The 25,621-nt window shown below is 42.8% G+C and carries 25 protein-coding genes; 5 read left to right on the top strand and 20 right to left on the bottom strand.

The annotated features are described in order from the left end of the window. Positions 1-80: 80 nt before the first annotated feature. Positions 81-884: a nucleotidyltransferase domain-containing protein gene (locus MHB83_RS06830; protein ID WP_253621873.1), complete on the bottom strand. Its 804-nt coding sequence runs from the start codon at positions 882-884 to the stop codon at positions 81-83. 60 nt (positions 885-944) lie between these two features. Between MHB83_RS06830 and MHB83_RS06825 the strand changes: the two genes are divergently transcribed. Next, positions 945-1,259 (top strand): hypothetical protein, encoded by a 315-nt coding sequence (locus tag MHB83_RS06825; RefSeq protein WP_012008865.1) that lies wholly within the window; start codon positions 945-947, stop codon positions 1,257-1,259. Between the two features lie 34 nt (positions 1,260-1,293). Here MHB83_RS06825 and MHB83_RS06820 read toward each other — a convergent pair whose 3' ends face one another. Continuing rightward, complete coding sequence (locus MHB83_RS06820) at positions 1,294-2,250, bottom strand: acetylxylan esterase (RefSeq protein ID WP_050943250.1); 957 nt, start codon at positions 2,248-2,250, stop codon at positions 1,294-1,296. Positions 2,251-2,484: 234 nt separating this feature from the next. Between MHB83_RS06820 and MHB83_RS06815 the strand changes: the two genes are divergently transcribed. Then, positions 2,485-3,270, top strand: coding sequence for a carbon-nitrogen family hydrolase (locus MHB83_RS06815; RefSeq protein WP_342496749.1), 786 nt, complete (start codon positions 2,485-2,487; stop codon positions 3,268-3,270). 45 nt (positions 3,271-3,315) lie between these two features. Here the strand turns inward: MHB83_RS06815 and MHB83_RS06810 are convergent, their stop codons facing one another. Then, a complete protein-coding gene (locus MHB83_RS06810; protein WP_342496748.1) occupies positions 3,316-4,212 on the bottom strand; it encodes a LysR substrate-binding domain-containing protein in 897 nt (298 codons plus the stop codon). Between the two features lie 117 nt (positions 4,213-4,329). Here MHB83_RS06810 and MHB83_RS06805 point away from each other — a divergent pair, with 117 nt between their 5' ends. Continuing rightward, on the top strand, positions 4,330-5,103 hold the full coding sequence (locus MHB83_RS06805) for a methyltransferase domain-containing protein (protein ID WP_342496747.1): 774 nt from the start codon (positions 4,330-4,332) through the stop codon (positions 5,101-5,103). 247 nt (positions 5,104-5,350) lie between these two features. Here the strand turns inward: MHB83_RS06805 and MHB83_RS06800 are convergent, their stop codons facing one another. From MHB83_RS06800 to MHB83_RS06780, 5 genes are all read right to left on the bottom strand, one after another. Then, positions 5,351-6,724, bottom strand: a complete 1,374-nt coding sequence (locus MHB83_RS06800; protein WP_106035951.1) for an MFS transporter — start codon at positions 6,722-6,724, stop codon at positions 5,351-5,353. 120 nt (positions 6,725-6,844) lie between these two features. Then, positions 6,845-7,852, bottom strand: coding sequence for a LacI family DNA-binding transcriptional regulator (locus MHB83_RS06795; protein WP_003213988.1), 1,008 nt, complete (start codon positions 7,850-7,852; stop codon positions 6,845-6,847). Between the two features lie 77 nt (positions 7,853-7,929). After that, positions 7,930-8,877, bottom strand: a complete 948-nt coding sequence (locus tag MHB83_RS06790; protein ID WP_003213849.1) for a dihydrodipicolinate synthase family protein — start codon at positions 8,875-8,877, stop codon at positions 7,930-7,932. Between the two features lie 363 nt (positions 8,878-9,240). Further along, positions 9,241-9,798, bottom strand: coding sequence for a shikimate kinase (locus MHB83_RS06785; protein ID WP_003214270.1), 558 nt, complete (start codon positions 9,796-9,798; stop codon positions 9,241-9,243). Between the two features lie 85 nt (positions 9,799-9,883). Next, positions 9,884-10,657: an IclR family transcriptional regulator gene (locus MHB83_RS06780; RefSeq protein ID WP_253621876.1), complete on the bottom strand. Its 774-nt coding sequence runs from the start codon at positions 10,655-10,657 to the stop codon at positions 9,884-9,886. A gap of 148 nt (positions 10,658-10,805) precedes the next feature. Between MHB83_RS06780 and MHB83_RS06775 the strand changes: the two genes are divergently transcribed. Continuing rightward, positions 10,806-12,164 carry a hypothetical protein gene (locus MHB83_RS06775; RefSeq protein ID WP_050943263.1) on the top strand — a complete coding sequence of 453 codons (1,359 nt, stop codon included), beginning with the start codon at positions 10,806-10,808 and terminating at the stop codon, positions 12,162-12,164. Positions 12,165-12,204: 40 nt separating this feature from the next. Here MHB83_RS06775 and MHB83_RS06770 read toward each other — a convergent pair whose 3' ends face one another. The 9 genes from MHB83_RS06770 to MHB83_RS06730 all read right to left on the bottom strand — a co-directional run bounded on the left by MHB83_RS06770 (position 12,205) and on the right by MHB83_RS06730 (position 22,098). Then, positions 12,205-13,521: an MFS transporter gene (locus MHB83_RS06770; RefSeq protein WP_050943265.1), complete on the bottom strand. Its 1,317-nt coding sequence runs from the start codon at positions 13,519-13,521 to the stop codon at positions 12,205-12,207. Positions 13,522-13,566: 45 nt separating this feature from the next. Then, a complete protein-coding gene (locus tag MHB83_RS06765; protein WP_342496746.1) occupies positions 13,567-14,769 on the bottom strand; it encodes a CoA transferase in 1,203 nt (400 codons plus the stop codon). A gap of 124 nt (positions 14,770-14,893) precedes the next feature. Next, positions 14,894-15,274, bottom strand: coding sequence for a cupin domain-containing protein (locus tag MHB83_RS06760; protein ID WP_003216877.1), 381 nt, complete (start codon positions 15,272-15,274; stop codon positions 14,894-14,896). Positions 15,275-15,296: 22 nt separating this feature from the next. After that, the gene (locus MHB83_RS06755; protein ID WP_251191157.1) at positions 15,297-17,057 is read right to left on the bottom strand and encodes a thiamine pyrophosphate-binding protein; all 1,761 of its coding nucleotides are present in this window, start codon (positions 17,055-17,057) and stop codon (positions 15,297-15,299) included. A 34-nt stretch (positions 17,058-17,091) separates the two neighbouring features. Then, positions 17,092-17,868, bottom strand: a complete 777-nt coding sequence (gene aroD / locus MHB83_RS06750) for a type I 3-dehydroquinate dehydratase (RefSeq protein ID WP_050943268.1) — start codon at positions 17,866-17,868, stop codon at positions 17,092-17,094. Between the two features lie 9 nt (positions 17,869-17,877). Continuing rightward, a complete protein-coding gene (locus MHB83_RS06745; RefSeq protein WP_050943270.1) occupies positions 17,878-19,311 on the bottom strand; it encodes an aldehyde dehydrogenase family protein in 1,434 nt (477 codons plus the stop codon). Continuing rightward, entirely contained in the window at positions 19,308-20,165 is an 858-nt protein-coding gene (locus MHB83_RS06740; RefSeq protein WP_080772930.1) for a citryl-CoA lyase, read from the bottom strand. Before MHB83_RS06740 ends, MHB83_RS06745 begins: the two co-directional genes overlap by 4 nt. A gap of 320 nt (positions 20,166-20,485) precedes the next feature. Next, positions 20,486-21,307, bottom strand: a complete 822-nt coding sequence (nadE, locus tag MHB83_RS06735) for an ammonia-dependent NAD(+) synthetase (RefSeq protein ID WP_044139266.1) — start codon at positions 21,305-21,307, stop codon at positions 20,486-20,488. 194 nt (positions 21,308-21,501) lie between these two features. Next, entirely contained in the window at positions 21,502-22,098 is a 597-nt protein-coding gene (locus tag MHB83_RS06730; RefSeq protein ID WP_050943273.1) for an urea carboxylase-associated family protein, read from the bottom strand. A gap of 79 nt (positions 22,099-22,177) precedes the next feature. Here MHB83_RS06730 and MHB83_RS06725 point away from each other — a divergent pair, with 79 nt between their 5' ends. Further along, positions 22,178-23,530 carry an amino acid permease gene (locus MHB83_RS06725; protein WP_050943275.1) on the top strand — a complete coding sequence of 451 codons (1,353 nt, stop codon included), beginning with the start codon at positions 22,178-22,180 and terminating at the stop codon, positions 23,528-23,530. Here the strand turns inward: MHB83_RS06725 and MHB83_RS06720 are convergent. From MHB83_RS06720 to MHB83_RS06710, 3 genes are all read right to left on the bottom strand, one after another. After that, positions 23,525-24,283, bottom strand: coding sequence for a YqcI/YcgG family protein (locus tag MHB83_RS06720; protein WP_050943464.1), 759 nt, complete (start codon positions 24,281-24,283; stop codon positions 23,525-23,527). The genes MHB83_RS06725 and MHB83_RS06720 overlap by 6 nt on opposite strands. Positions 24,284-24,462: 179 nt before the next feature. Beyond that, positions 24,463-24,846 (bottom strand): UPF0715 family protein, encoded by a 384-nt coding sequence (locus MHB83_RS06715; protein ID WP_050943277.1) that lies wholly within the window; start codon positions 24,844-24,846, stop codon positions 24,463-24,465. Positions 24,847-24,947: 101 nt separating this feature from the next. After that, entirely contained in the window at positions 24,948-25,577 is a 630-nt protein-coding gene (locus tag MHB83_RS06710) for a LysE family translocator (protein ID WP_310025929.1), read from the bottom strand. Between the last annotated feature and the right edge of the window lie 44 nt (positions 25,578-25,621).

Raw genomic sequence — 25,621 nt, 5'->3', positions numbered from 1 at the left:
AAAAATTCTGACTTTTTTTGTGGTTTTATCACAATAAGAGATAAAAAAGAGCCTGCCGCTATCCGGCTGGCTCTTCCCTCCTACGCCCATACCTCATCAAGGGTAGACTGCAGCAGCTCATTTAATTCTTGCATCAGATTATCTTTCGGTTGATTGTAGCTTTTCACCAATTCATCAAAACGCGCCAGCTCTTTATCAATAAATGGGTGGACATGAGCGAGACGGTTCTCTACATCCATTTCTTCTCCGTCCATTTTACGTTTGAGCAGTTCGTGAATTTCTGCTAAAAGCGGGCCTTCCTCCACTAGCTCTTTGAGCAATTCATGAAAGTCCATTGGTGGAACTGTCCGGTAACGCTCAATCCACTGACAGGCAAGCAGCGGACGAAGCACATAGAAATACTTCTTGATTCGCACCTGCTCTCCTCGTAAATGCCGACTCTCATTCCGCTTCGCCATATTGAGGTAATGATACATCAAAGCCGCAGGGTAAAACGCTCGATCTTTTAATTCTCTTAGCTGCTTTGCCAAAGAGAAAGATTCAGCATAGATGATATCAGAAGACAGCCATTCCATAATGGACGGATTTGATTTATTGAATAGGCGCAGTGCCTTTCTAAGCTCCCAGCCGCTGATATCAAGCATGTCATCAATCGGCCGTTCAATGACATCACGATGCTCTTCCATCACCCAATACCATTCTTTCCGGGGAACATATAAAAAACGAACATCATAATCACTATCGGTCGAGGGAAATCCCCATGCCCTGCTGCCTGATTCGACCGCGAGGCAAATCTTTACGTCATACGTTTTTTCAATGTTTTTCAGCTCTTCCTTAATTCTCTCTCTCAAGCGTCCATCAACTCTTTCTATAGAATTCTGCATGACTTCTTCACGTTTTGGGAAAATACGAATAAGACATATATGAAAAAGGAGTTGGATCTGATGTCTATATCTCGCATTATGAAATGGATCACTGGGATTTTTGAAGCCTGCCTTGCTATCCCTGTGATCGGAGGTCTATTCGTTATCAGTAATGGCTATTCACCGCTCATGGTCATGCTTATTCTGCATATTATCACACTCGTCTTATCGAAGCGAGACCAGGGACCAATGATTGGAAGTATCATTGGAATTGTCACATCCTGTCTTGCATGGATTCCGATTCTCGGATTCATTCTTCATATCATCACTGCCCTTGCTCTCATTATCACCGCGTTAGTGCCTGATGAAAAAACGAGACAGAATACGAGCTATTAAAAAAGAGGCCTCCTAGAGAGTGGCCTCTTTTCTTTTAATTCGTTAAATGCTTTTGTAAGAAGGCAAGCTTCTCTGTTTGAAAAGCCGGGATGTACTCGTGTCCAAAATAGCGGTACACCTTTAAATCTTTATCTGTTTCTAAATGGTTGTATACCGCAAACACAGTAGATGGGGGGGTGATTTGGTCGATCAAACCGATTGCCATCAACGTGGGCTGTTTCACCCATCCGGCTAAATTGATTAAATCAAAATAGCTTAACGTCTCAAATACCTTTTCTTCCGCTTCTGGATCGCTGTTTCTGCGAAAGTATGAATTGATTTCTAAATAAGGCTGCTCCAATGCCACATCTACCGCACGTTCGAAATTTGATAAGTACGGATAATCTGCCACGACGACCTTCGGAATGTCTGAAAGTGCTGCAGCTGCAACCGCTAGTGCACCACCCTGGCTGCCGCCCACCACGCCGATTCGGTGTTCATCCACTTCTGGGAAGGACTGAATCACGTCGAGCGCTCGAACCGCATCTAAATAAACACCCCGATAATAGTAGGTCTCTTTCGATAAAATACCTTTTGTCATCCATCCCAGAGACTGCCCTGCTGGTGTCACTGTCTTATCTTCACTGCCGCCTTGACCGCGGACGAGCATGCCAAATGTCGCATAGCCATGCAGTGCCCAATTGACGATGTCATGAATGTCGCCGTCATAGCTTGCATTATAGCCATGAAAACGAACGAGTGCTGGATGCGGACCTGTTTGATCTGGTACCGCATACCAGCCTTCAATTTGAGATTGACCAAAGCTTTGAAACGTCAGGCGGTACACCTTAACGCCCTTTACTGGATAATCATAAGGTTCAAGTGCTGGCTCTGCCTCCACTTGGTTCAGTTCTTCAAGCGACGCCTTCCAAAAGTCTGAGAAATCAGGACGTGCTGTTTTCTTCGGTTTATACTTTTTTAGCTCATCTAACGGTAAATCAAACAATTGCATATCCTACTATCCCCCTTTGTTTTATTAGTTGTGTGTATCATATCACTGTTTTCTTGACGAAGAAAGACATTTTCATTACAAAAGACAAAACCTTCTGACATTTCTATTGGCAAAGAAGATTGAAACCTTTATGATAAAGAAACTGGCTTGAAAACTAGAGATTCTCAGTCAAAAAAATCGATCGATCCATTCATGGATTTCACATTCGTAATCATGAATAAAGGAGGAACCTGTATGAAAATCGCCCTTGTCCAGATGGACGTACAAATTGGAGAACCTGATGTGAACTTTCAAAAAGCAGAAGCATTTTTAGAAGAAGCGATCCGCGAGCAGCCTGATCTGATCATTTTACCCGAAATGTGGAATACTGGTTACGCTCTTGAAAAAGCCGATCAGCTGGCGGATGTAAACGGTGAACGAACAAAACAGCTTTTCTCTTCCTTTGCCCGTAAGCACCAAGTCGTTCTCATTGCAGGAAGTGTATTGAACAAGCGTACAGAAGATGAGAGGATCACCAACACGATGTATGGATTTAACCGCCAAGGTGAGCTTTTAGTCGATTATGACAAAATTCATTTGTTCCGCTTAATGGATGAGCACAACTATTTAACCGCTGGTGATCAGCTTGGTTTATTTGACTATGATGAGGATGTGAAGATCGGGGCGATGATTTGCTACGACCTTCGCTTTCCGCAGCTTTCCAGAACACTTGTCAACAAAGGGGCGAAGGTGCTTATCAATACGGCGCAATGGCCGTCAGCAAGAGTGGATCATTGGCGCAGCTTGCTTATCGCAAGAGCGATTGAAAATCAGTCATTTATGATTGCTGTTAACAGAACAGGCACAAGCAGAGACACTGAATTCCCTGGACACTCCATGGTGATTGATCCACTTGGCCGTACTTTACTTGAAACAAACCATGAGGAAGACATTTATTATGCGGACATTGACCTTCAGCTAGTGGATGAAGTGAGACAGCAGATTCCTGTGATGACAGATCAGCGTCTGGATATTTATTAAAAAGCAGGGTGCTCCCCTGCTTTTTGCATTTAATTAAACGTTTGTTTAAGCTTTTTGATAAAGGTCCATTAGGGCTTGAGCTGCTTTCGTTAAATACCTTTCTTCCACATATGCAAACACAAGAGTGCGGGTTGGGCATGAATCAATTTTCAAATAAGTGACTTCGTTTCTGTCCTCTTGTGCCACCATTTTCGGCACAACTGTCACACCTAGTCCATTTTTGACCAATGCCTGCGCTGTTTGAATATGACTTGTTTCAAAGGTTATCTTCGGCTGAAAACCATGTTGAAGACATAGTTCCGTGACCACTTGCCGAAAGCCGTATCCCTCTTTCAGCATAATGAATGCTGCGTCTTCCAGAAGGCGAAACGGAACAGCCCCTTTCTGATTTGCTTGATTGATGATATCGTTCAATTCCGCCTGTAACCAAGGTTGAGCAGATGGCGGTACTGCAAGAAGAAGCGGCTCTGTCAGCATGTGTTTCGTTTTCAATGATTCATGCTCGACAGGCATAGATAAAATAGCCAAATCCAGCTGACCAGCCAATAGAAGTTTTTCTAGCTCACGAGGTGATTCTTCTATTAGTTGAACGTGAACATGGGGATACGTTTGACAAAAGGTTTTTAATAAACCAGGCAAGACATATCCCCCTGTGACAGCTGGCGCTCCAATGTTCAGCTCTTTCCCCACCTCATAAGCTGCTTCTCCCATTTCACGCAGCAAATCATCTCTTTCCTTCAAAATGTTCTCAGCCCTTTTAATGAACCGACTCCCTTGAGGGGTGGGTGTGACTTGTCCATACTTTCGAATAAATAGGGGGGTGTCTAATTCCTCTTCCAGTTTCTTTATTTGTTGGCTTAAAGAAGGCTGTGCAATGTGAAGCTGGTCCGCTGCTTTTGTAAAACTTTTCTGCCGGTACACTTCCATGACATATTCCATCATTCGTATATCCACTTACATCACCTCATAGGTTTTAACTATTCATGTCATATCTTTTATGTCTTAGACAAATAACAAAAGGAATTTTACGATACAGAGACAACAAAAGGGGGAGAAGAAATGAATCCATATGCTAAAGCTGAAAACCAATTCTCACAAAATGCCGAGAACTATCGAGATTCACCTATATTTTCAGCCGGAGAAGAGCTGGAATGGATGAAAGCGACAGTAAATGCGAAAGGTCATGAGCATTTACTTGATATCGGCTGCGGGGCAGGTCATACCGTTTTTTCCTTTTCAAACACAATTTCTAAAGGCATCGGCATTGATGTCACGCAAAAAATGATCGAGGTTGCAGCAGCACTTGCAAAAGAACGCCAGCTGGAACATATTACTTTTGAACGGGCAGCCGCAGAAGCATTGCCATTCGCTGATGAATCATTTGATATCGTGACGTGCCGGTTTGCCGCTCACCACTTTCCAAACCTTCCCGCAGCCATGTCCGAAATCAGCCGGGTCTTAAAAAAAGGCGGCGCATTTCTGCTCGTCGACCATTATGCACCTGAGAATGCGGCACAGGATTCATTCATTAATCACTTAAATAGACTTAGAGATCCTTCTCATGTGCGAGAAAGCTCATTATCAGAATGGGAAGAGCTTTTCGCTGCCAACAAACTGACTCAAAAAGAGGTTCGTTACTGGGATCTGCAAATTGATTATCAGGACTGGATCACACGTGGACGCACACCAGAAAATGTCCAACAGGAGATCGTTTCCCATCTTCAAGCCGCAGACCCTGATACAAAGCAGCTATTTCAGCTTCAATTCGATGCACAGCAGCAGCCTATTTCCTTCTGCTTAAAAGCTGCACTCATTCAAGGAATCAAGAATTAAACTGATAGAAAAAGTCTACCTTCGTCGGTAGACTTTTTTATTTCGAATATACATCTTCACTGTCTCACAGGTATTGCTTTTCATGTTTGTGACACGTCCCTCCTCACAACAAGGAGTGCTACATCGTGTTTCTATTATAAGATAAAAGAACGGAGATAGGTTAGGCATTTTAAAAATTGTACGTAGATCCTCTGAATAAAAAAAGAACCTACCCTCTTTGGAATAAGTTCTTCACTGCGTGCGTCAATCACGGTGCAATATCCTCTAATACTTTCTCACGCGTTTCGATCATTTTAAAAGCAAGAATTGCTCCCACTACAGTCACACTTGCGAAAAGAATAAAAATAGTTGAAACACCGCTCACCTCTAAAATAAAGCCTATCATAATAGGAGCAATCGCTGAGGCCAGCCTAAGCCAAGCAGTAGCAAATGCCGTTCCAATCACCCTCATACGTGTTGGATAAATTTCAGGTGTATATAAATAGAGAAGAACTGTAATTGTCCCCATCATTCCGTAAGCAGCGGACCCTAAATAGATCACACTTTCTGGAGAACTCGCTCCGCTGATCCATAAAGCCGTTAATAAAGCACCTGTTACGATAAATGCAATGGTTGCCCAGCGCTTTCGTCCTACTTTATCAATTAAAAATGCACAAGCGAATACACCTACGGTCTGTAAAATATTTGTCAGAGAGGCTGCCCTTAATGAATCTCCAACTGGCAAATTGTAAACCGTATTATAAAGACTTGGTAACCAGTTATTTAAACCATTCGATACAAAGTAGGCAGAAAACCATAGTCCCCATACGATCAATGTTCTTTTACGGTAAAAAGTTGAAAAAAGCTCTTTCCAATCGCCCTTTTCAGTACTATTATATACTTGTTTTACAGGCATTCGTTTGTCAGTACTAGCTTCAATTTCTTCAATAATTCTTTCGGCCTCATCTAATCTGCCTTTCGAAATAAGCCATCTTGGAGATTCACGTAACATAAAAAAGAATACAAAGACGATTAGACCTCCAATGCCTCCAATTAAAAACATCCACTTCCACCCAAAGCTAGGTACAACAAATGCGCCGATTTGAGCTGAGATCATTAACCCTAAAGGAAAAATCATCTCATAAAGCATAAAAAATCTGCCTCTCCCTTGAGCCCGGGATAGCTCATTGATATATGAGGCTGCTACCGGCACCTCTCCCCCTACCCCAATTCCTTGTATAAAACGAAAAATAAACAGTGCCATAAAATTACCTGAAAACACACATGCAATACTCATGACGGACATGAGGAGTATAGTCCACTTTGCACTAAAAACACGGCCACGCCTTTCTGCTAACCATCCAAAGAAAATGGCACCAATCGCTTGTCCTATATAACCAGACCCAATAAGAAGACCAATTTGAGCAGGTGATAAACTCCACATGCCGATGAGAACTGGGAGAACAAACGCTAAAGACAGAGCATCAAAAGCATCAAAAAAGGTGGCAGATCCCATAATGATACGAGGCTTTAAATGCCATCTAGAAAAAGGTACACTTTCCATTCTCGTCAATAGTTGTGAAGCTCTATCAACAACTTGCCCATCATGAGAATTTGAATTTCCGCTGACTTCTAACGTCATGATATCTCCTCCTTATTAGAGGAAATGATGCAAAAGTACATGCCGAAGAGCGCTAAAGAAATCGCTTACATTTTAAATCAAGAGACATTCTAGAGCGTTCATACGAGTTTTCAGCATCTATCATTTCTTTTTTGGCGTTCCCGTGGTGCCCCGATCTATGTAGTACATAGGGAAGATATGTTCCATCGCCTCTAACTGTTCTCCTTCTAATACCTGTGTTAATAAAGAAACAGCTTTTCTCCCCATTCCAACTAAATCTACATGAACTGAAGATAAAGAAGGGGTTAGAAAACTTGCAATGGGCACATCATCGGCACCAACGACTGACAAGTCATGAGGTATGGACACATTTGCGTGATCTGCAGCTTTCATGACCCCCATCGCCAAAAAATCTGAAGAGCAAACAACTCCAGTCATGTGCTGGTTTCCTTGGAGAAATTGAGAAACCACTTCTACTACTTTTCCCCCATCAAATTCATCTAGCTCAAACACAAGTTCTTTGTTCATTGTTAACCCTAAATTTTTAAGTGTGCGCTCATATCCCTTGTAGTACCTCACACTATGCATCGAACTCATTGGACCATTGACCAGCCCAATGGTTCGATGACCTTTCTCAAATAAGGCCGTTACGGATTGACACACACCTTCTTCATCATCTGGCCTGACACATGGGAAAGGAGAATCCTCTAAGTAACTTCCAACAACAATAATGGGAATAGCTAAACTTTTTAACCAATCCATACTCAATTCTTCATTTCTTGGAGAAAATAAAATGGCACCATCTACAGCCTGTGTTTCAAGTAATCGCTGCTGCTGTATAGATGTAAATGACATCAACATATTGAATTCAGTTTCATCTAATTCCTTCGCAATACCATCTAAAATCGTCGAAAAAAATGGATTATTCAAAATATATGAACCACGCGGAACCACGACAGCTATATTGCCAGTCTTTCTTTTAACGAGCCCTCTAGCTCCTAAATTAGGGCGATAGCCTAACTCATCAATCACTTGTTTGATTCTTTCAGCCGTTTGAGCACCTACTCCTGGTTTACCACTTAATACTCTGGAAACAGAGGCGATAGACACTCCAGCTTTCAATGCGACATCTTTAATACTTACTGACACATTTCATACCTCCGGGAGTCTGTTGTTTTATACACTATTATAACCTGACTCACCTTCATCATGAAATCAATGGTCTGTTATCTACCGACGTTTTCCTTAAGCAAACCAACACTTTGAAGGCCCTGGCGAATTTCTTCTTTTTCCTCATCAGTTAAAGGTAATACCGGCTTCCTAGCAAGCGAGCTACTGATCAAACCTCGCTGATACATCGCTTCCTTCATGCGCAGATGAGAAGTAGATGAAGGTTCATCCATTTTATACACAGCATGCTTTAATTCAAAGATTCTATCGTAAACTTTATTAGCCGCTACAAGGTCTTTTTCTTCCACACATTTCACAAGTTCAGCGATCAAATCTGGCACGAAACAGCCGAAACCTACAAGTGCTCCATCAATGCCTTGAACCAATGTTGGCAATAAATATTCATCATGACATGTGAGTAACGATACATCTGGTGCATGTTTTTTCAATGCCCGTACATCGACCTCGTATTGTGCCATGTCTCTTTGACCAATTTTAAACGAAACAACATTCTCAATTTCCGACATTTCTAGTAATTGACTGGTTGTATATGAGGTTTTTGTCCATGTTGGATATTGATGGACAATGATTGAAATGTCAATCGCTTCTGCAACATCTTTAAAGAATTGGACAGGTGATTCAGGCTGCATACCGAATCTTAGCCATGAATGTGGCGGCATGAGAAGTATACCTTCACCACCAGCTTCTTCAACGGCTTTTGCATGCTGGATCGCTTCAATTGTCCCTTCTGCAGAAACCCCAGAAATGACAGGTACTTCCCCTTTTAATTCGTCGGCTGCAATGCGCACTGCTTCAGCTCGTTCATGTGGCAGTAAAGTCATAATCTCGCCAGTATGTCCATTGACAACGATCCCGTTAATCCCTTTGTGATCCGCCACCCAACGGACAAGCTTACGAAAAGCAGGTTCATCAATTGAATAGTCATCTTTAAAAGGAATTAAGACAGCCGGGAATACACCGCTCCATTTTTCTTTATTTTTCATAAACAAATTCCTCCCCATTCGTTATAGTAAACGTTTACGGTAAGCGTTTACGTAAACTATCATAGAATGATATTGCCGGAGGTGTCAACATTATTTTTTTAAAATTTTAATAATTCAAAAAACTATTGTTGAATTTTAGATACTATTTTATTTTTCCAAAAAATAAAATAAGGGATAAATTTTGTTTACCATATCAACCAAAAAAACCCTCATCTTCATGAACTGGTTGAAGTATGATACCTCTTTTCCCAAACGTCAATACACCAAAAAAAGGATAAATAAATTTTACTGTCAAAACATCATCCTATCTACGAAGAAAAAGACATCAATAGAAAAAAGTCTACCCTAAACGGTAGACTTTTTTTATTTCGAATATAAATCCCAGCCAAGCTTGAGTGTGTCCACAATATAATTGGCGACTTCCTCAGCCTCTAAATGATCTGTTTCCACCCTGGAGTTATGAAGAGAATAAATCTCCCGGCGTTCTTCAAACAGCTCTTTCATTTCATCAAGCGTCCGGTTGTGAAGAACAGGGCGGTTTTCAATTAAAATATCAAGCCGCTGCTTCCAATTCTCCCAAGATAGGTCAAGGAAAAGAACCGTACAATGCTTCAAGCAGGCACGTTTGATTTCTTCCTGTTTGAATGCACCGCCTCCAAGTGAGACGATCTTGAGTTGTGTATGTTCGCATAAATCGACGATATAATCCTTTTCAGCCTGTCTGAAGAATGCTTCTCCTTTTTGCTGAAACATCTCTGGAATCGTCATGTTGTATTTTTTCTCAATCTCCTGATCGACATCAATAAAATCTCGATATAGCTTTTTGGCAACTAGCTGACCAATGGTTGTTTTCCCAACACCCATAAAGCCAATGAGAACAATATTCCGCTGTCTTACAGGGATTTCTCTATTGATTTTCATGATCGTGACACGTCCTCCTTACGACAAGGAATGCTACATAACGTTTCTATTATATGATAAATGGAGCGCGAAAAGATAGGCAATCTTAAAAATTGTGTTTGACGACGTAGCCGAGCTGTTCAGAAAGCCTCTGTGCCTGTTCTTTCACTTTTTGCTGCAGCTGGGGAATGACTTCTTCAGTAAACCGTTGGGTTGGACCAGATATGGATAAACAAGCCTTCACTTCCCCATGAATGTTAAAGACTGGTGCCGCTACTGCCGCAGATCCTACCTCTCGTTCATCGATGCTGCAAGAAGTATACGTGTCAAGAATATGTTTACATTCCTTTTGCCAGTCATCTCTCATCACATGATCAGCCTCAGACGCTAATACTTTTTGTTGAAATTCTTCACTTTGAAATGCCAATAATACCTTTCCGCCTGCACCTGCGTATAACGGCAGCTTCTCACCAACCTTGACAAGATGTCGAATCGATTGCAGCCCTTCCGCCTGTTCAATACAAACCCTGCTTGTTGCATCCAGTACATACAGGTTGACGGTTTCTTTTGTTTCATCACGAAGTGCGTACATGAGTGGTTTAGCCAGTTCTCTCAATTTAATGGACTTCCCTGCAATGTATCCAAGGAGATAAAGTCTTTGACCCAATCGGTATTTCATTGTGTCTGGATTCTTTTCCACAAAATGATTCATTTCAAGTGCCTTGAGCAGTCTCGTTGTAGTAGACATTGCTAAATTCATCTCTTTTGAAATTTCCGTTAGCGTCAGCTCTTGACGTTCTTCACTAAAACAATAAAGAATATCCAAAGCGCGCTGAACCGTACGCAGTCCTGATTCTTCTTTTGACTTCTTATCAGCCATGTTCACTTTCTCCTTTTCCCCTTTGATTTCTTATCGACATAAACGATCGATTTTGCTATAATCCATTTTAAACGTTCCACTAAAAGAAAACAAATTCCACCAGTCGGAATAAAAACGATTGGAGAGGTTTGATGGAGGAGATATTTGAATGTACCTGCTCGTTTTTACACTTCTTATTAGCCTATATATTGTTCATCAACTATTTCCCGCTCCCATACTCTCCTATTTTGTTGGTCTGCTGGCCGCTGCTTCGCTCATCATTTCTTTTAAGAAAGCAAGTGGGCTTTATTTGAAAACAGGTGCTATGTTTCTCATGATTGGCTTGTTCTTATTTTTCTTATCCGACGAGCCATTGCACACGTTTTTTCTTCACTTTCATTCCATGCTAGGCTTGCTTTCTCTATTTTTCATGCTGCCTTTTATTCATTCTCTCATACATGTTGGACATTTCGATACACAATTAAATAAACTGCTCACACTGCATACAACGAGCACAAACCAGCTTTATCGCAAGAGTTCATTTGTCACTCATATTCTTGGCATGTTTTTAAATATCGCGACGATCCCCTTACTATATACATCGCTCAAACCGTCGCTGGATTCCCTAAAAGAACAAGTGAGACAACATCTTTATACACGTAACCTTTTAAGGTCATATGCATTATGTTTAAGCTGGAGTCCTGTTGAAGTGCTCGTAAGCGTCACCATTGATGCAACCAAACTCAAATATTATCAAATCGCACCCGTTACTTTTGGTTTAATGGTCATCGTGCTGGCGACAGATTGGATGCTCTTCTCTCGTCAAAGCAAACGATTCCCAAACATCATTCAGTCCGCAGAAACAAACTCCAATCCTCGTCGAATTAAGCGAAAAACCCTTCAGCTTGCTTTCATGCTGCTGAGTTTTATGACAGCCGTCTCACTTGTCGATGCATGGATTGGGAAAGGCTATTTATTCGCTGTTGTGCTAACCATTATTCCATTTGCTCTATTATTCTCTTCTGTCATCAAAAAAAGAAAACAATATATCGCCGTCTCTGTCCCTCATTGGAAAGAAAGAACCCGTCAGCTCTCCAACTATATGTGTCTATTTTTAAGTGCTGGCTTCTTTGTCGATATGCTGCTTGCCACAAACAGTATGCAGCCGATTCAAGCATTTATTGTCAGTATATCAGACGATGCCATTTTGGTTTATTGTGTCATTGGGTTATATTTTCTGATCACCGCTCTTTGCGGTTTTCACCCGCTCGTCTCGCTTGCTTTGTTAGTCAGCATGATGGCACCTGTCATCCAAGAACTTCCTGCTCTTCCCATTGCCATCATGCTTATCGTTGCTGGAACATCAACTGTCATGTTTAGTCCTTTTAATGTTTCTGTCTCCCTGTTAGCTGATTTGATGAAGGTCAACCCTTACCGTATCACTCGCTGGAATATATGGTTTGCTGGCTTTTATATCAGCATGGGTATCGCATGTGCAACGATCATCACTATTATCTTTTATTCATAAAAAAGAGAACTCAACTTGGTTTGAGTTCTCTTTTGCTTTCTCACTCTGGTTTTAATTGAATACGTTCAATTTTCCCTACGATAAAAATGTACGACAATGCCCCGCCTAATGCGACTAAACTGACGAATAAAATACCCCCGTTGTATGAGCCTGTCGCCGACACGATGAATCCGATAATAAGCGGAGTGATGATCCCAGCTAAATTAGCAAAAAAGTTAAATACACCGCCAGCCAGACCAACCATTTCCCTTGGTGCCACTTCAGACAGCATCGTCCAAGAGATATTAGACAGTCCTTGTGCAAATGAAGCGATGGATAAAATGGTCAGCACAAGCGGAATATTCGTTGTAAAGTTCGCTAAAACAATGGTACTCGTCAGAAGCAAGCCAATCACTACCGGCAGCTTCCTCGCTACATTAACGGATACGCCCTTTTTAAGCAGCCAATCAGACACATAACCTCCAAACAATACCCCAAAGAATGCAGCAATATAAGGAAGAGAAGCCGCAAAACCTACCTTAAGAAATGCCATATTTTTCGCCTCTGCTAAATAGGTCGGAAACCATGTTAAAAAGAAAAAAAGTGTAGACGCTACAGAGAATTGGCCAATATAGAGCCCAATCAATTTACGATATTTTAGAAGGGCGGCAAAGTCTGCCCATTTCAGCTTCCCCTGTGATGCTACTGTCAGTCCATCGCCTTGCCGAATCAATTCTAACTCCTCTTCATTCATCTTCGGATGCTCTTTCGGTTCGTGATAATACTTGTACCAAAAGAAAGCAAATATGATACCGAGCGCACCTGCCGTAATAAAGACGGTTCTCCAATCGAAAGTCGTCATGATCCAAAAAAGAAGAGGTGTCGCAAATGCAAGACCCACATACTCTCCAGCAGTATAAACACCTGTCGCAAAAGCCCGTTCCCGCCTTGGAAACCATGTGGTGACAATGCGGTTATTCGCAGGAAATGCGGGAGATTCTGTAATCCCAATAAACAAACGACAGCCGAATAAAAAGGCAAAGCTGTTCGCAAACGCCTGCAGGCCTGTGAAAATAGACCAAGTAATGAGTGATATCCCATACGTTACCTTTGAGCCAAATTTATCGAGAATAAAACCGCCTGGTATTTGCATCGCTGTATATGTCCAGCTAAATGCTGAAAAAATGAGGCCTAATAAGGCAGGATTTAATTGCAATGAAGATTGAATAGCAGGTGCAACAATGGATACACTGGCTCGATCAATATAATTAATGGCGGTAATAAAAAACAACAGAATCAATATGCCAAAACGGGCTTTCGTTGGCTTCATATAAGCGGGCCGCAATTCATTCCCCTTCAGTTCTGAATGCACTTTCATAACCATCCTCCTTTGTTTCCGCAGCGTGCGGTTCGGTTGAGCGCCTTAAATAACCCCTTTTTCCTCCAATTGTTTACACTCTTCTTCTGTTAAGCCAAGCATATTTGTTAAAATCTCATAATTATGTTCGCCTAAATCAGGTGCAATGTGCCGGATACTTCCGGGTGTTTTTTCAAACTTTGGAATGATCCCAGGCACCTTTACTTTTCCAAGACGGGGGTGATGCACCTCGACGATATTCTCTCGTGCTTTAAATTGCGGATGCTCGAAAATATCCTGAATACTTAAAATTGGGCTCACAGGAACGCCATGAGTATCTAGAATTTCTAATACGTCATCCCTTGTTTTCGACGCGATCCATTGAGAGACGATCGCATCCATCTCTTTGTTATGCTTCAGCCTAGATGCATTGACCGCGAATTTTTCATTCTCTAATAAATCTAATCGATTCATCGCCTCTGCCAATCGATTGAAGGTCGAATCCGTACTCGTCACAAGAACCAAATAATGCCCATCCTTTGTCACATAGGTGCCGGCAGGGCTTGAATGACCGCTTAACCCCGGTGAACGCTCACGCACCTTCCCAAGCTTGTCATATTCTGCAACCAAAAATTCTAACATACGAAACACAGATTCATAGAGGGCCAAATCCACCATTTGCCCAGTTCCTTCTGAATGTGTATCTCTGTAATACATCGCTGTCACAGTAGCAAACGCCACATATATGCCTGCAATATAATCTGTTAAAGAAAAGGAAGGACTGACTGGATGCCGGTCTGGAAACCCTTGAATATATGTAAATCCGCTAAACGCCGTCGCAGGTGTTCCAAATCCGGCCTTGTCCTTAAACGGACCCGTTTGTCCATAACCCGATACACGAATCATAATTAATTGAGGGTTGATTTCTTTTAATACGTCGTACCCCACGCTCCATTTTTCGAGAGTTCCAGGGCGAAAATTTTCAATCAACACATCGACCTGACCTGCAAGCTTTTTAAAAATGTCTTTTGCTTCGTCTTTGTGCAGATCCAGTGTTAGAGATTTCTTATTCCGTGAGAGACCTGACCATCTAAGTGGTTCACCTTCTGCAAAAGGGCCAACATGCCGCAGCGTATCGCCTTTACCAGGAATCTCGACTTTGATGACCTCTGCACCAAAATCCCCTAGAAGCACCGCGCCATAGGGGGCAGCGATCATCGTAGAGACGTCTAATATTTTCATTCCTTCGAGCGGTGTATTCATATTCATTGCTTGACTCCCTTTCATTCAAGTGATGAAGGGCTAAATAACTTTCTATTTTAGCCCTTGTCATCTTTCTGATTGACCCGGAAGACCCTGATGATTCAAAAGGAGGGCTTACCGGAGCAGTTTGTTAATCCTTCGGAAGCTGCCCTTGCGGTGTGTAAAGCCAAATCAGCCATAAAGGTTCATCTCCTGTATTTACATGCTGGTGCGAGACACCGTCTGGAATGAACATGAAATCATTTTGTTTAAAGGACTGCCTTTCTCCATCACAAATGACTTCGCCAGATCCTTTAATCACATAATCAAATTCCTCTGAACCTGGGTGATTGTGCACTGAACTTGCTTCTCCCGGTTCAAAAATGGTGAGACCTGCCATCATATGCTCGGACCCAACAGTATCTGGTGTAATGGTTTGAAATACCTTTCGAATCATTTGCTCCTCTGGATGATCTAAACCTAACCATAATGGGTTCCCATCTTGAAACGGATTCAATACTTTAATTTTCATTGTTACTTCCTCCTCGTTATGTTTAATTCACGCTGACATGTGAGCGCTTTGAATTTGGTGAATAAATATCATTAATATTCCAATGTCCATCCGTAGGGACAGGATCATTTTTCATTGCTACATCGATGACGCAAGGCTCTTGAGATGCAATTGCTTCAGCTAAAGCTTCTTTGAATTCAGAAGCAGAGGTGATTTTAATCCCCTTCATCCCATAACCTCTTGCAATGGCAGCAAAATCCGGAGAATAGCTTTCTCCACCTTTTCTGAAAACAGTACCGTACGTCGTTTCATAGTGCGCCATTTGCAAGCCAGCTATTGTTCCAAACGCACTGTTATTCATCACAATCCACACAACAGGAATGTTCTCTTCAACGGCTGTTGCGAGAACGGATGGATTTTGACCGAATCCGCCGTCCCCAACGAGTGACACAACGACACGGTCAGGCTGGGCAATCTTTGCCCCAAGTGCGGCAGGTGCTCCAAATCCCATCGTTGCAAAGCCGCCTGGTGTTAGAATGGTCCCTGGCGTGAGCACAGGAAATTGCTGTCCGACCCCATTTTTATTCCAGCCAACATCCGTTGTAATAAAGGCATCTGGCGGTAATACTTCTCGTACTTCCTGCAAAATACGCTGCGGCTTCATTGGGAAGGATTCATCTTGAATGTTCGTCAGGTTGCTCGCCTGAAAATCCTTACGATATGCCGCAATTTCCTTTTTCAATTCAGGTCGATTCAGCCCTTCTGGCAGTCTTTCTCTCGCCACTCGATTGAGTACAGTCAAGGCCTGCTTCAGATCAGCTACTGCTCCAATGTCAACAGGATAGTTACGTCCAATTTCATTCGGATCAATGTCAATATGAATGAGCTTGGTTGATGGGAAACGGAACGTATATTCTGATTCCCACGAACTCGCATCAGCTTCAGCAAAACGGGTGCCTAAAGCCAATATATAGTCCGCCGCTTTGCACTGATCATTGATAAATTTTGTCCCCCAAAATCCTGTCATTCCAAGGGTCATTGGGTGATCATCTGGCATGGCTCCTTTCCCCATCAAAGAATGGGCGACAGGGATACTTAGATGATCAGAGAATGCCTTTAATTCTTCAGCTGCGTCAGCTAGTAAAATGCCTCCCCCTACATATAAAAGCGGCCTTTCTGCCTGCAGCAATCGATCTAATATCCGATTGGCCGTTTGATCATCAATTGAAGGCTTTTCAATGGTGTGTGTATGATGGTTGATTTGTTCAAACAGGGACACATCTAGGTCTTTTGAGAACACATCCATTGGAACAGATATCAGCACTGGGCCAGGACGGCCACTTTCAGCTAACTGAAATGCTTTTGATAAAATCTCTGGAAATAATTCTGGAATATCGACTCGCCATGCTCTTTTCACAAACGGCCGGTAAATTTCGTATTGAGAGGCATCGGAATGAAGATTGATCTCTTGATGTGGGTGCTTTCCGTAGTAATGACTCGGGACATCTCCTGCAATGACAACCATTGGAATGGAATCAAGTGCTGCATTCGCTACCCCTGTTGCCGCATTGGTGAGTCCAGGACCTAGATGACTGAGAACAACAGCTGTCTGTTTCTTTGCTCGCGCATAACCATCTGCTGCATGTGCCGCTATCTGTTCATGTCTGACATTTACAAATTGAATCGAGCTTTTTTCAAGCGCTGATAAAAAAGCAATATTCGTATGACCGCAGAGACCAAAAATATGCTCGACTCCCCGATTCTCTAAATACTGAATAACCTGTGTAGAAATATTCTTCTTCATGTTTCTCTCCTCTCACGGTGCAGCTATGAATCTGCTACTCTCTTATTCTTTGAAAAACAATAGATAGAACGCTGTTCAAATCCTGTATTGCCACTTGCCCGGGAGCTGAGCTTTCTTTCCCTACAGCAAAGGTCATGACAGATCCAAAAAGTCCACCAACCATTCTTGTAAAAGCCCCATATTCCCCCATTGCCATCGAAATAACGGGAATCGACAGCTGCTTGTTCGCATGGCTGGTCGCAGAGAGCAGTGTTAATGCATCCTCATAGGAATGCGGCATCACTGCAATCTTTGCGATGTCGGCGCCGACTGATTCTGCATTGACGAATAGCTGCACGAGACGATCCAACTCAGGGGTACGCTGGAAATCGTGATACGACACAATTAAGGTGACCCCATTACTTTTAGCCGCCTGACTGACTTGCTGTAAATGTGTCACATCATGCATCAATTCATAATCAACGGCGTCCACAAGCTGTGTGGAACAAAGCTCGACAAGCAGAGAAACCTTCTCATTTTCTGAGAGTGATATACTTTCGCCGCCCTCCTTTTCAGAGCGGATGGTGAATAAAAATGGTATGCCCTTTGCCTTTTCTACCATTCCCTTAAGGGTTTCTATGACTTGTTCCTTGTCATGAAGGTGATGAAAAAAATCCGCCCGCCACTCTATCACATCAGGCTTCTTCTCAGTTAATACCTCGACCTCATGAAACAATTCTTCCTTTGTTTGCCCGATGAGCGGCGTACAAATCATTGGCTGACCGCCTGTCTGCACACTTTTTACCTTTTGCTGAAATGCATTCACATCCAAACGCCCCTTTCACAGACCCTGTGGAAGCACGATCATTTTGGTTTCGGTCATCTCCTCAATAGCGAAACGCGGACCTTCTCTTCCAAGACCACTTCGCTTAATTCCTCCATAAGGCCAATGATCCAGTCTAAAATTTGATGTCCCATTGATGACAACACCGCCAGTTTCAAGCTCTTTTGCTGCGTGTAACGCAACATCCAGCTGATTCGTAAAGATCCCTGCCTGCAAACCATATCGACTATCATTTGCTTCTTTAATTGCCTCCTCCAGCTCCGCATAAGGGAGAATGCTGACAACTGGGCCAAATACTTCCTCACAGACGACCTTGGCCTGTTTCGGAGGGTTCAGCAAAATAGCCGGTGTGATGCTCGCTCCATTTCTTTTTCCCCCACATAAAAGCTGTGCCCCCATACTCTCTGCCTCTTGTATCCATGTCTCAACACGCTGCGCGGCCTGTGCATCGACCATACAGCCGATATCACTCTCACTGGACAGCGGATCTCCAACGACAAGCTGCTCTACTTTTTGTTTTAATACCTCAGTAAACGACGGCATTATTTCCTGGTGGACATAAATTCTTTGAACAGAAATACAGCTTTGACCAGAATTACTAAAGCCTGTCTTGGCACAAAGGGATGCGGCTTGTTCAATATCAGCATCGTGATGAACAATCGTCGCGCCATTCCCTCCGAGTTCGAGCAATACTTTTTTTAATCCCGCAGAGGTTGTAATATGCTCTCCTCCGGCAGCCCCACCGGTAAAAGAGATGAGATTCGTTCTTTCATCAGTGACTAACTGTTTCCCAGCCTCGACCCCGCCAATCACAAGCTGCAAACTTGCCTCAGGGAACCCTGCTTCGAGAAGGAGTTTGACAAACGCTGTAGCAACAGCTGATGTTTGCGGTGCAGGCTTCAAAATAATGACATTCCCTCCCGCAAAAGCTGGACCAACTTTGTGACAAATTAAGTTGAGCGGTGCATTAAAAGGAGTAATCGCCAGCACAACTCCGACTGGTATTTTAAATGTCATGGCCATTGCTCCCTGCCCACGCGATGATACATTGCCTGGAATGGTCTCACCTACTAATCGATTCGCTTCTTCCGCCGACTGCGCTAGCGTCTCGATTGATCGTGAGACTTCATCTCTTGTATTTTTAAGCGGTTTGCCTAATTCTAACGAAATCAGTTTTGCGAAATGGTCTTTTTGTTCTTCAAGCAAGGTGGCTGCTTTCGTTAGAAGCTTTGAGCGTTCGATTGCCGATATTCCCGCTATTTGTTTTTTAGCATGCTGCGCAATAGAAAGTGCCTGTTCTATGTCTTCTGATGAGGCGAGATATGATGTACCGATCCTTTCTCCTGAGTAAGGATTGATGATATCTGTTTTCACACGATCGGTATCCATCCACTCGCCGTTTATATATGATAACGCTTTCAAACTGCTCAAATTTTCTCTCCCTCCTTCAAGTGCCGCGTTCCATGTCCTGCATAACGAACCAATCTTTCTTCGTTTGGACAAGGTCCCTTCACGAGGGCTCCCTTTGTCAGCTCCTCATATGCATGCGCCACGATGCCCATTCCTCTGGATAAGGAAAAAATGCCTTTTGCTGCTTCTGCTGGAATGTTTAATTCACATTGGATTGCAGCAGATACACCGTCTATATTCATCGTGATTTTCTTCCCTTTCAGGTGTTCAAGCTCATGTCTAATCGCTTCGGCTAACCGTAAATATATCCCACTGATAAGACCTTGCTGGACATATGTGTGACTTAGCTCATATAGACGTCTAACCCTCGGATCATCATCATGAAGCTGATGGCCGATCCCCGGGATTTTTTCCTTGCGAGTTAACCATGTGTGACATACTTGCTTGGCCGCAGACTGTATATCCTTTTGATCATCGTAGATCGCTTTGGCTTCGTATAACATACGCATGGCCTTCTCTCCGGCTCCGCCATGAATATCACCTAATAAATTCACCCCTGTTGCAACAGAGGAATTAAACGAAATGCCGCAAGTCACCGCCATTCTGGCAGCTGCAATAGATGGCGCTCTTGGTCCATGGTCCGCGCCTGCGACAAGAACACTTTCAAAAAGAGCTGCTTTTGAATCATCCAATAATTCACCAACAAGCAGTAAATAAAGCATTTGTGGATACGACAGTTCGCCAATCAGTTCTTCAATCGGATAACCTCGAAGTTCAATTGAATTTTTTTGAATATGACTAATCTCAGTTTCCCACCAAGCGCCTCCCTCTTTGTAGATTTCCAGTGCACTTCGATTTTTCATTGTGTCAATCATTCCTTTAGCTTCTTATTTGGAGGTGAACCACCTCTTTATTCCATTCAGTGGAATCTAATTTCACTTTTCGGAATGTGGTTTCATTGTAAGCGTATTCTTTTTCTTCGTCAATCGTTTTTTCTGAAAATACTGTAAATAGCAGTGAAATTAAGTGAATCGAACTAATTATGATTGTTTTTTTTGATCAAAAAAATCTTTATTTAGTTAAATGGACTTGAGTAGATCGTTCTACTAATTTAATGAATTTTTGGTTATTTTGTCAAACCCATTTAAAAATTCAACATAAAAAAACCTCTCCGTCTACTGGAGAGGTCGCTTTTTTATTTCCACCAGTCATCAAACATGGAAGCGGGTACTTGGCGTTTATGCTCTGATTGAACATAGCGCTTTTCAATCGCTTCTGCTGCTTGTTCTGACACGGGCTTACCTTCTAAGTAATCATCAATTTCATTGTACGTAATGCCTAGTTCTGTTTCATCCGTTTGCTGAGGTTTGTCATCAAGCAGATCGGCTGTCGGTTTCTTTAAGTATAGGCGCTCTGGTGCTTGCAGCGCTTCTAGCAGTGTCCGGCCTTGGCGTTTCGTCAGACCTGTGAGCGGGAGAACGTCTGCACCGCCGTCACCATATTTCGTGAAAAACCCAGTGACTGCTTCGGCTGCATGATCTGTACCAATGACAAGTAATCCTTCTTCTCCTCCGACAGCATATTGCGCGATCATTCGCATGCGTGCTTTGACATTCCCTTTATTAAAATCAGACAACGGTCCGCCTGTGTCTTTTTGATATTGTTCACTGAATGCCGTCACGGCAGGCGCAATATCATATTTCCACGACTTGTCCGGCTGAATAAATGATAAAGCGAGCTGGGCATCATCTTCATCCTGCTGCACGCCATGCGGGAGACGCACCGCAATAAAGACTGCCTCTTCCTTTCCTTCTTGACGCAGTTCAGATGCAGCGAGCTGTGCAAGACGGCCAGCGAGCGTTGAATCCTGTCCGCCGCTAATCCCGAGAACGAATCCTTTCGCGCCGGTTTTTTTCAAGTAGTCCTTTAAAAATCCAACCCGTTTTTCGATCTCCTGCTTCGGGTCAATTGAGGGCTGCACATGCAACTCTTGGCTGATCTTTTTTTGCAAACTCATACACTTTTCCTCCTAAGCATCCTCTACATGAAGAGAACAGGTTTTACTCTAAATTCATTGATTTGACAACGTTTTTTGAATCTTCATTATACCATGTTTTCAGGAAGAACATTTTGTAAGACGTTCCCCTATTTCATTAATGATCAAACATTCACAAATGAAAAAGACCCCGTCTATACGGACTTGCCTTTTTTTCAATCAATTTCTACCCGTATAGATGTACAGCTTGCGCCATTACACTTCCCAATATCAGCAGGGCATGCGGATACGGCTACAATGAGATCCATTTCGGCTCGCAGACGAATGTAATCACCAGGAAGCGATTTTGGCTGCTCCACAGACAGCTTTCCTTTTTCATCAATGACTGTATTCATAAAGGCATTAAAAGGATAGTACATATCCTCCTTCGGAATCCCAAATGATTCGAAGGCAGTCCTTAAATTATCGTAGCATGTATGCATGACCTCTAAATGCGTCCGTCCGTATAAAAGCTGGTACATTTCTTGCCGGCAGGCGGGCATATATAAATCATGGCACTCGACTGTATCTTCAATGACCGTAAACATCGGTTTGTATAAATTAGAATAGAGCTTATCGCCTTTTTTCACTTTGGACGAAAATAGGCTGTCCATTGTCGCGCCTTGGTCAAATTTTTCATAAAAATCCTTTTCGTGATAGGCCATGACATCTGCTACTTGCTGGCCTTCAACATCAACCACCCGCATACATTGGCCTTTTCCTAAACGAAAGCCATGTCCATCCTTTGGTAAAATCACGTATTCTCCGTTCAACACCTGCACTCCTTTCCTTGACAGTATGCCCAAAACGTCCCCTTGATCATGTATAAAAAAAGGAGCCGGTCACAAGCTAATGTCATTGAAACAGAAAGGTGTTGCACATGCATTGAAAGAAGAACAATCTCTATCTTGGTGGCAGCTTTCTCTCATCGGAGTAGGCTGTACAATTGGCACCGGTTTCTTCCTTGGTTCCAGCATCGCCATTACAAAGTCCGGTTATTCCGTCTGCATTTCTTTTTTGCTTGCTGCGATCGGAACCTATCTTGTCTTTAAGCATTTGGCTGCAATGACAGCCGATAATCCTGATAAAGGGTCATTTTGTTCCTATGCTCGTAAAGCATATGGACGCTGGGCAGGGTTTAGCAATGGCTGGGTGTATTGGTTTGCAGAAATGCTGATTACAGGAAGTCAGTTAACAGCAATTTCTCTTTTTACCCGCCACTGGTTTCCATCTGTTCCGCTTTGGGTGTTTTCTGCGATTTATTCCGCTCTTGCTCTACTCGTGATTATCATAGGGCTTTCTTCTTTTCAAAAGACAGAAAATGTCCTTGCGGTACTGAAGACAGCGGCGATTTTTCTATTTATGATCCTTGCTGTGCTTGTGTTATTCGGTATTCTGACAGATCATAAACCAACCCTTCACCTCCCAAACAAAGATCACGAATGGATGCCGCTCGGTCCGCTTGGTCTTTGGAATGGATTGATTTACGCGTTTTATGCATTTGGGGGAATAGAAGTCATGGGGCTGATGGCGGTTCATTTAAAAGACCCGAAGGATGCAGCAAAGTCTGGACGCGTCATGCTGATCATTCTAGCGGTCATCTATATCGTCTCAATTGGTCTTGCTCTCTTGCTTGTCCCGGTGACAGCCTTTAATGAAAACAGCAGTCCATTTATTACATCATTAGAGCCATTTCATTTATCAATCTTTCTTCATATCTTTAATGGCATTTTCATTATTGCTGGCTTTTCGACATTGGTTGCCTCACTCTATGCAGTCACGACGCTGCTTGGCACGATGTCGGAGCATCAAGATGCACCTGCTTGTTTTAAACAAAAAGACCCATCTCATGTCAGATGGTCTTCAATTATCTTAACTGCTGCTGGATTAATTGTCTCGATTTTGCTTGCGCTCTTTTTGTCCAAACACATCTACGAGCATCTCACAACAGCAGCCGGCCTTACCCTTCTGTACACATGGGTATTCATTCTATTCTCAAGTAAAAAGCTATCAAAGCCATCCACTCGCCAAACGTGCGAAATGATTCTTGCACTGCTCCTGATTGGAGCCGCCGTTTCAGGCACATTAACTGAGGCAAGCGGAAGACCTGGCTTTTTTATCAGTCTTGGGATCATTGCAGTGATTGCCATCATGGTGCTATTTATGAGGAAAAAGTGGAAGCAGCAGGATCAGACCGCATCATAATTTCATCATGTTTTTTAATGCAGTAAATGGACATTTGGCGGAGGCTGGTTTCTCCGCCTCATCATCTGAGAGGAAATATTGTTTCCATTCCAGATTTTTCTGATCACCATACCACTTTAACGCTGGATGAACATCTACTTGATCATATGCCTTGAGCCTTTTCCGAACAAGTTTGCTCATTTTTTGCCCGAATGTGGTGGATCCGTTCATCTTCTCAAACACCCATCTTGGTTGAAATGCCCACATCACATAAGGAAAGTGACGACTTTTTCTGAGCTTGTGAGCCGGTGTTGCGCATAAAATAAAATAGGGTTCCCCATGAAAACAAAATTCCCATTCATGATTCTCAGGATCTGTCGGAATGTCCTTTGGCCATTTCATTTCATCCTTTTCATGCAATTGCTGAACGAGCGACCAAAACTGTTCCTCATACTCTTCGAGCGAATATTCCCTCAAATCCTGCGGTGTCTCAAAAAAGCAAACAAATGAGGCATATTGACCCGTTTCTTTCGAACAACTTTGATATTCTCTCAAGAGCTGGGCCAATTCATCAACCGCATCCTCTTCCCTCGGGTCACCAACAAACCCATACCGTAAATGATCAAGAAAAAACCCCTGTCTTCCGGGTACACATGGGAATGTATCTGCCTCATCCCCTACCATCTCTCCAAATTGCGTAAAAGCGTCCTGCTTCCATTCTTCTAGAGATCGTAGATTTTGATCAAGACAACTTTTTGCATACAACTGGGCCATTTCCTTCCACCTCGTTTTAGCGTCTTCTCCATAGCCTATGAGAAAAAAAGGCTGTGGTGACTGTCCCTAAGCGACTTTCCTTGCGCATTCCAGAGGTGGATATTCTCATTCAAATTCAGCATGTATGTGCGTCTTTCACTCCATGCTGCTTCTTTTAATAGAGCACTTTTGTATCATCCCTATGATCGGTTCTTCATCAAAAAGACAGAATCGAGCACCCAATAAATGAAGGCTGAGCAAAAGCTAAACAGATAGACTTTGTAGCTAATGAACACGACCAGTCCATAATCAATCCATAACGCTAACGCAGAACAAACCACCCACGCCGCAAGAAAATAAATAAGTAAGTCTCGGCCTCGGAACCTTCTAGGATACCGGTGTAAAACAAGCTGAATCGGTGTAGCAAACACTACATAAGCGATTAAAATGAGCAGACTTGTCATTTCCACATAACCAAAGCCTGATTCAGTCGGGATAAATAGCATGGTATATACGAATGTTGCTGTGATGACTGATAAGATCAGCATGCACAAATAGTTGAATACTGGAAGAAAAATACGCATGGCAAAGCTCCTTGAATCCATTTTATATCTCACCATTATTCAAGAATGTGTTATGTCTGTCAATCCTTACAAAAAAAGCAGACTGACATGAGTCTGCTTTTCTACCCAATCAACGCCATGATCCCTTGATACCCGAAATAAGCGCCGAAACCAAGTAAAGATAAGCCTGCAAGCACGGATAAGCCATGTAAGACACGTTCACTTAAATAACGCCGAAACGAACTAGCAAGCAGTGCCATACTGAAATCCCAAATCAGCATGCCGATAAAAATAGCCATACTATACATGAGCAATTGGGATGTCCCATATTTTTCGATCGTATTGGCCAAAATACTGCCATAGATGCCAAGCCAAAATAAAATACTGAGCGGATTGGAAAGAGAAATGAAAAACCCCGTCATAAATGACTGACCCACCGAAGTGTTTCCTCCATCCTTTTTCGGACTCTCCTGCAAATTGATTTTACGCAGGCTCTCAATGCCGGTATAGGTCAGAACAAAAAAGCCGAACAGCCACAAAAAGGTTTTCACAAGAGGTGCGGTCAAAAGCTGGGCGACACCAAAATAAATGAGGAGCATATAGACAATATCCGCAGCCATTGCCCCCACACCAAAAATCCACGCGTGCCAAAATCCACTTTTAATCCCTCTGTCGATTTGAGCTGCATTGACTGGCCCAACAGGCGCTGAAAGTGACAACCCTAAAAAGATATAACCAAAAAACACCGCCACATAGACGTCCTCCTTTTGATGCTGACTTGTACATATTATTCAAA

This window comes from Bacillus sp. FSL K6-3149 (assembly GCF_038630515.1).
GTDB classification, from domain to species: domain Bacteria; phylum Bacillota; class Bacilli; order Bacillales; family Bacillaceae; genus Bacillus; species Bacillus pumilus.
This window is presented reverse-complemented; position numbering and strand designations above follow the sequence as displayed.

Coding starts and splice junctions, on each gene's coding strand:
- MHB83_RS06830 (WP_253621873.1), bottom strand. CDS start 884: ATGCAGAATTCTATAGAAAGAGTTGATGGACGCTTGAGAGAGAGAATT.
- MHB83_RS06825 (WP_012008865.1), top strand. CDS start 945: ATGTCTATATCTCGCATTATGAAATGGATCACTGGGATTTTTGAAGCC.
- MHB83_RS06820 (WP_050943250.1), bottom strand. CDS start 2,250: ATGCAATTGTTTGATTTACCGTTAGATGAGCTAAAAAAGTATAAACCG.
- MHB83_RS06815 (WP_342496749.1), top strand. CDS start 2,485: ATGAAAATCGCCCTTGTCCAGATGGACGTACAAATTGGAGAACCTGAT.
- MHB83_RS06810 (WP_342496748.1), bottom strand. CDS start 4,212: ATGATGGAATATGTCATGGAAGTGTACCGGCAGAAAAGTTTTACAAAA.
- MHB83_RS06805 (WP_342496747.1), top strand. CDS start 4,330: ATGAATCCATATGCTAAAGCTGAAAACCAATTCTCACAAAATGCCGAG.
- MHB83_RS06800 (WP_106035951.1), bottom strand. CDS start 6,724: ATGACGTTAGAAGTCAGCGGAAATTCAAATTCTCATGATGGGCAAGTT.
- MHB83_RS06790 (WP_003213849.1), bottom strand. CDS start 8,877: ATGAAAAATAAAGAAAAATGGAGCGGTGTATTCCCGGCTGTCTTAATT.
- MHB83_RS06785 (WP_003214270.1), bottom strand. CDS start 9,798: ATGAAAATCAATAGAGAAATCCCTGTAAGACAGCGGAATATTGTTCTC.
- MHB83_RS06780 (WP_253621876.1), bottom strand. CDS start 10,657: ATGGCTGATAAGAAGTCAAAAGAAGAATCAGGACTGCGTACGGTTCAG.
- MHB83_RS06775 (WP_050943263.1), top strand. CDS start 10,806: ATGTACCTGCTCGTTTTTACACTTCTTATTAGCCTATATATTGTTCAT.
- MHB83_RS06770 (WP_050943265.1), bottom strand. CDS start 13,521: ATGAAAGTGCATTCAGAACTGAAGGGGAATGAATTGCGGCCCGCTTAT.
- MHB83_RS06765 (WP_342496746.1), bottom strand. CDS start 14,769: ATGAATATGAATACACCGCTCGAAGGAATGAAAATATTAGACGTCTCT.
- MHB83_RS06760 (WP_003216877.1), bottom strand. CDS start 15,274: ATGAAAATTAAAGTATTGAATCCGTTTCAAGATGGGAACCCATTATGG.
- MHB83_RS06755 (WP_251191157.1), bottom strand. CDS start 17,057: ATGAAGAAGAATATTTCTACACAGGTTATTCAGTATTTAGAGAATCGG.
- MHB83_RS06740 (WP_080772930.1), bottom strand. CDS start 20,165: ATGATTGACACAATGAAAAATCGAAGTGCACTGGAAATCTACAAAGAG.
- nadE (WP_044139266.1), bottom strand. CDS start 21,307: ATGAGTTTGCAAAAAAAGATCAGCCAAGAGTTGCATGTGCAGCCCTCA.
- MHB83_RS06725 (WP_050943275.1), top strand. CDS start 22,178: ATGTCATTGAAACAGAAAGGTGTTGCACATGCATTGAAAGAAGAACAA.
- MHB83_RS06720 (WP_050943464.1), bottom strand. CDS start 24,283: ATGGCCCAGTTGTATGCAAAAAGTTGTCTTGATCAAAATCTACGATCT.
- MHB83_RS06715 (WP_050943277.1), bottom strand. CDS start 24,846: ATGCGTATTTTTCTTCCAGTATTCAACTATTTGTGCATGCTGATCTTA.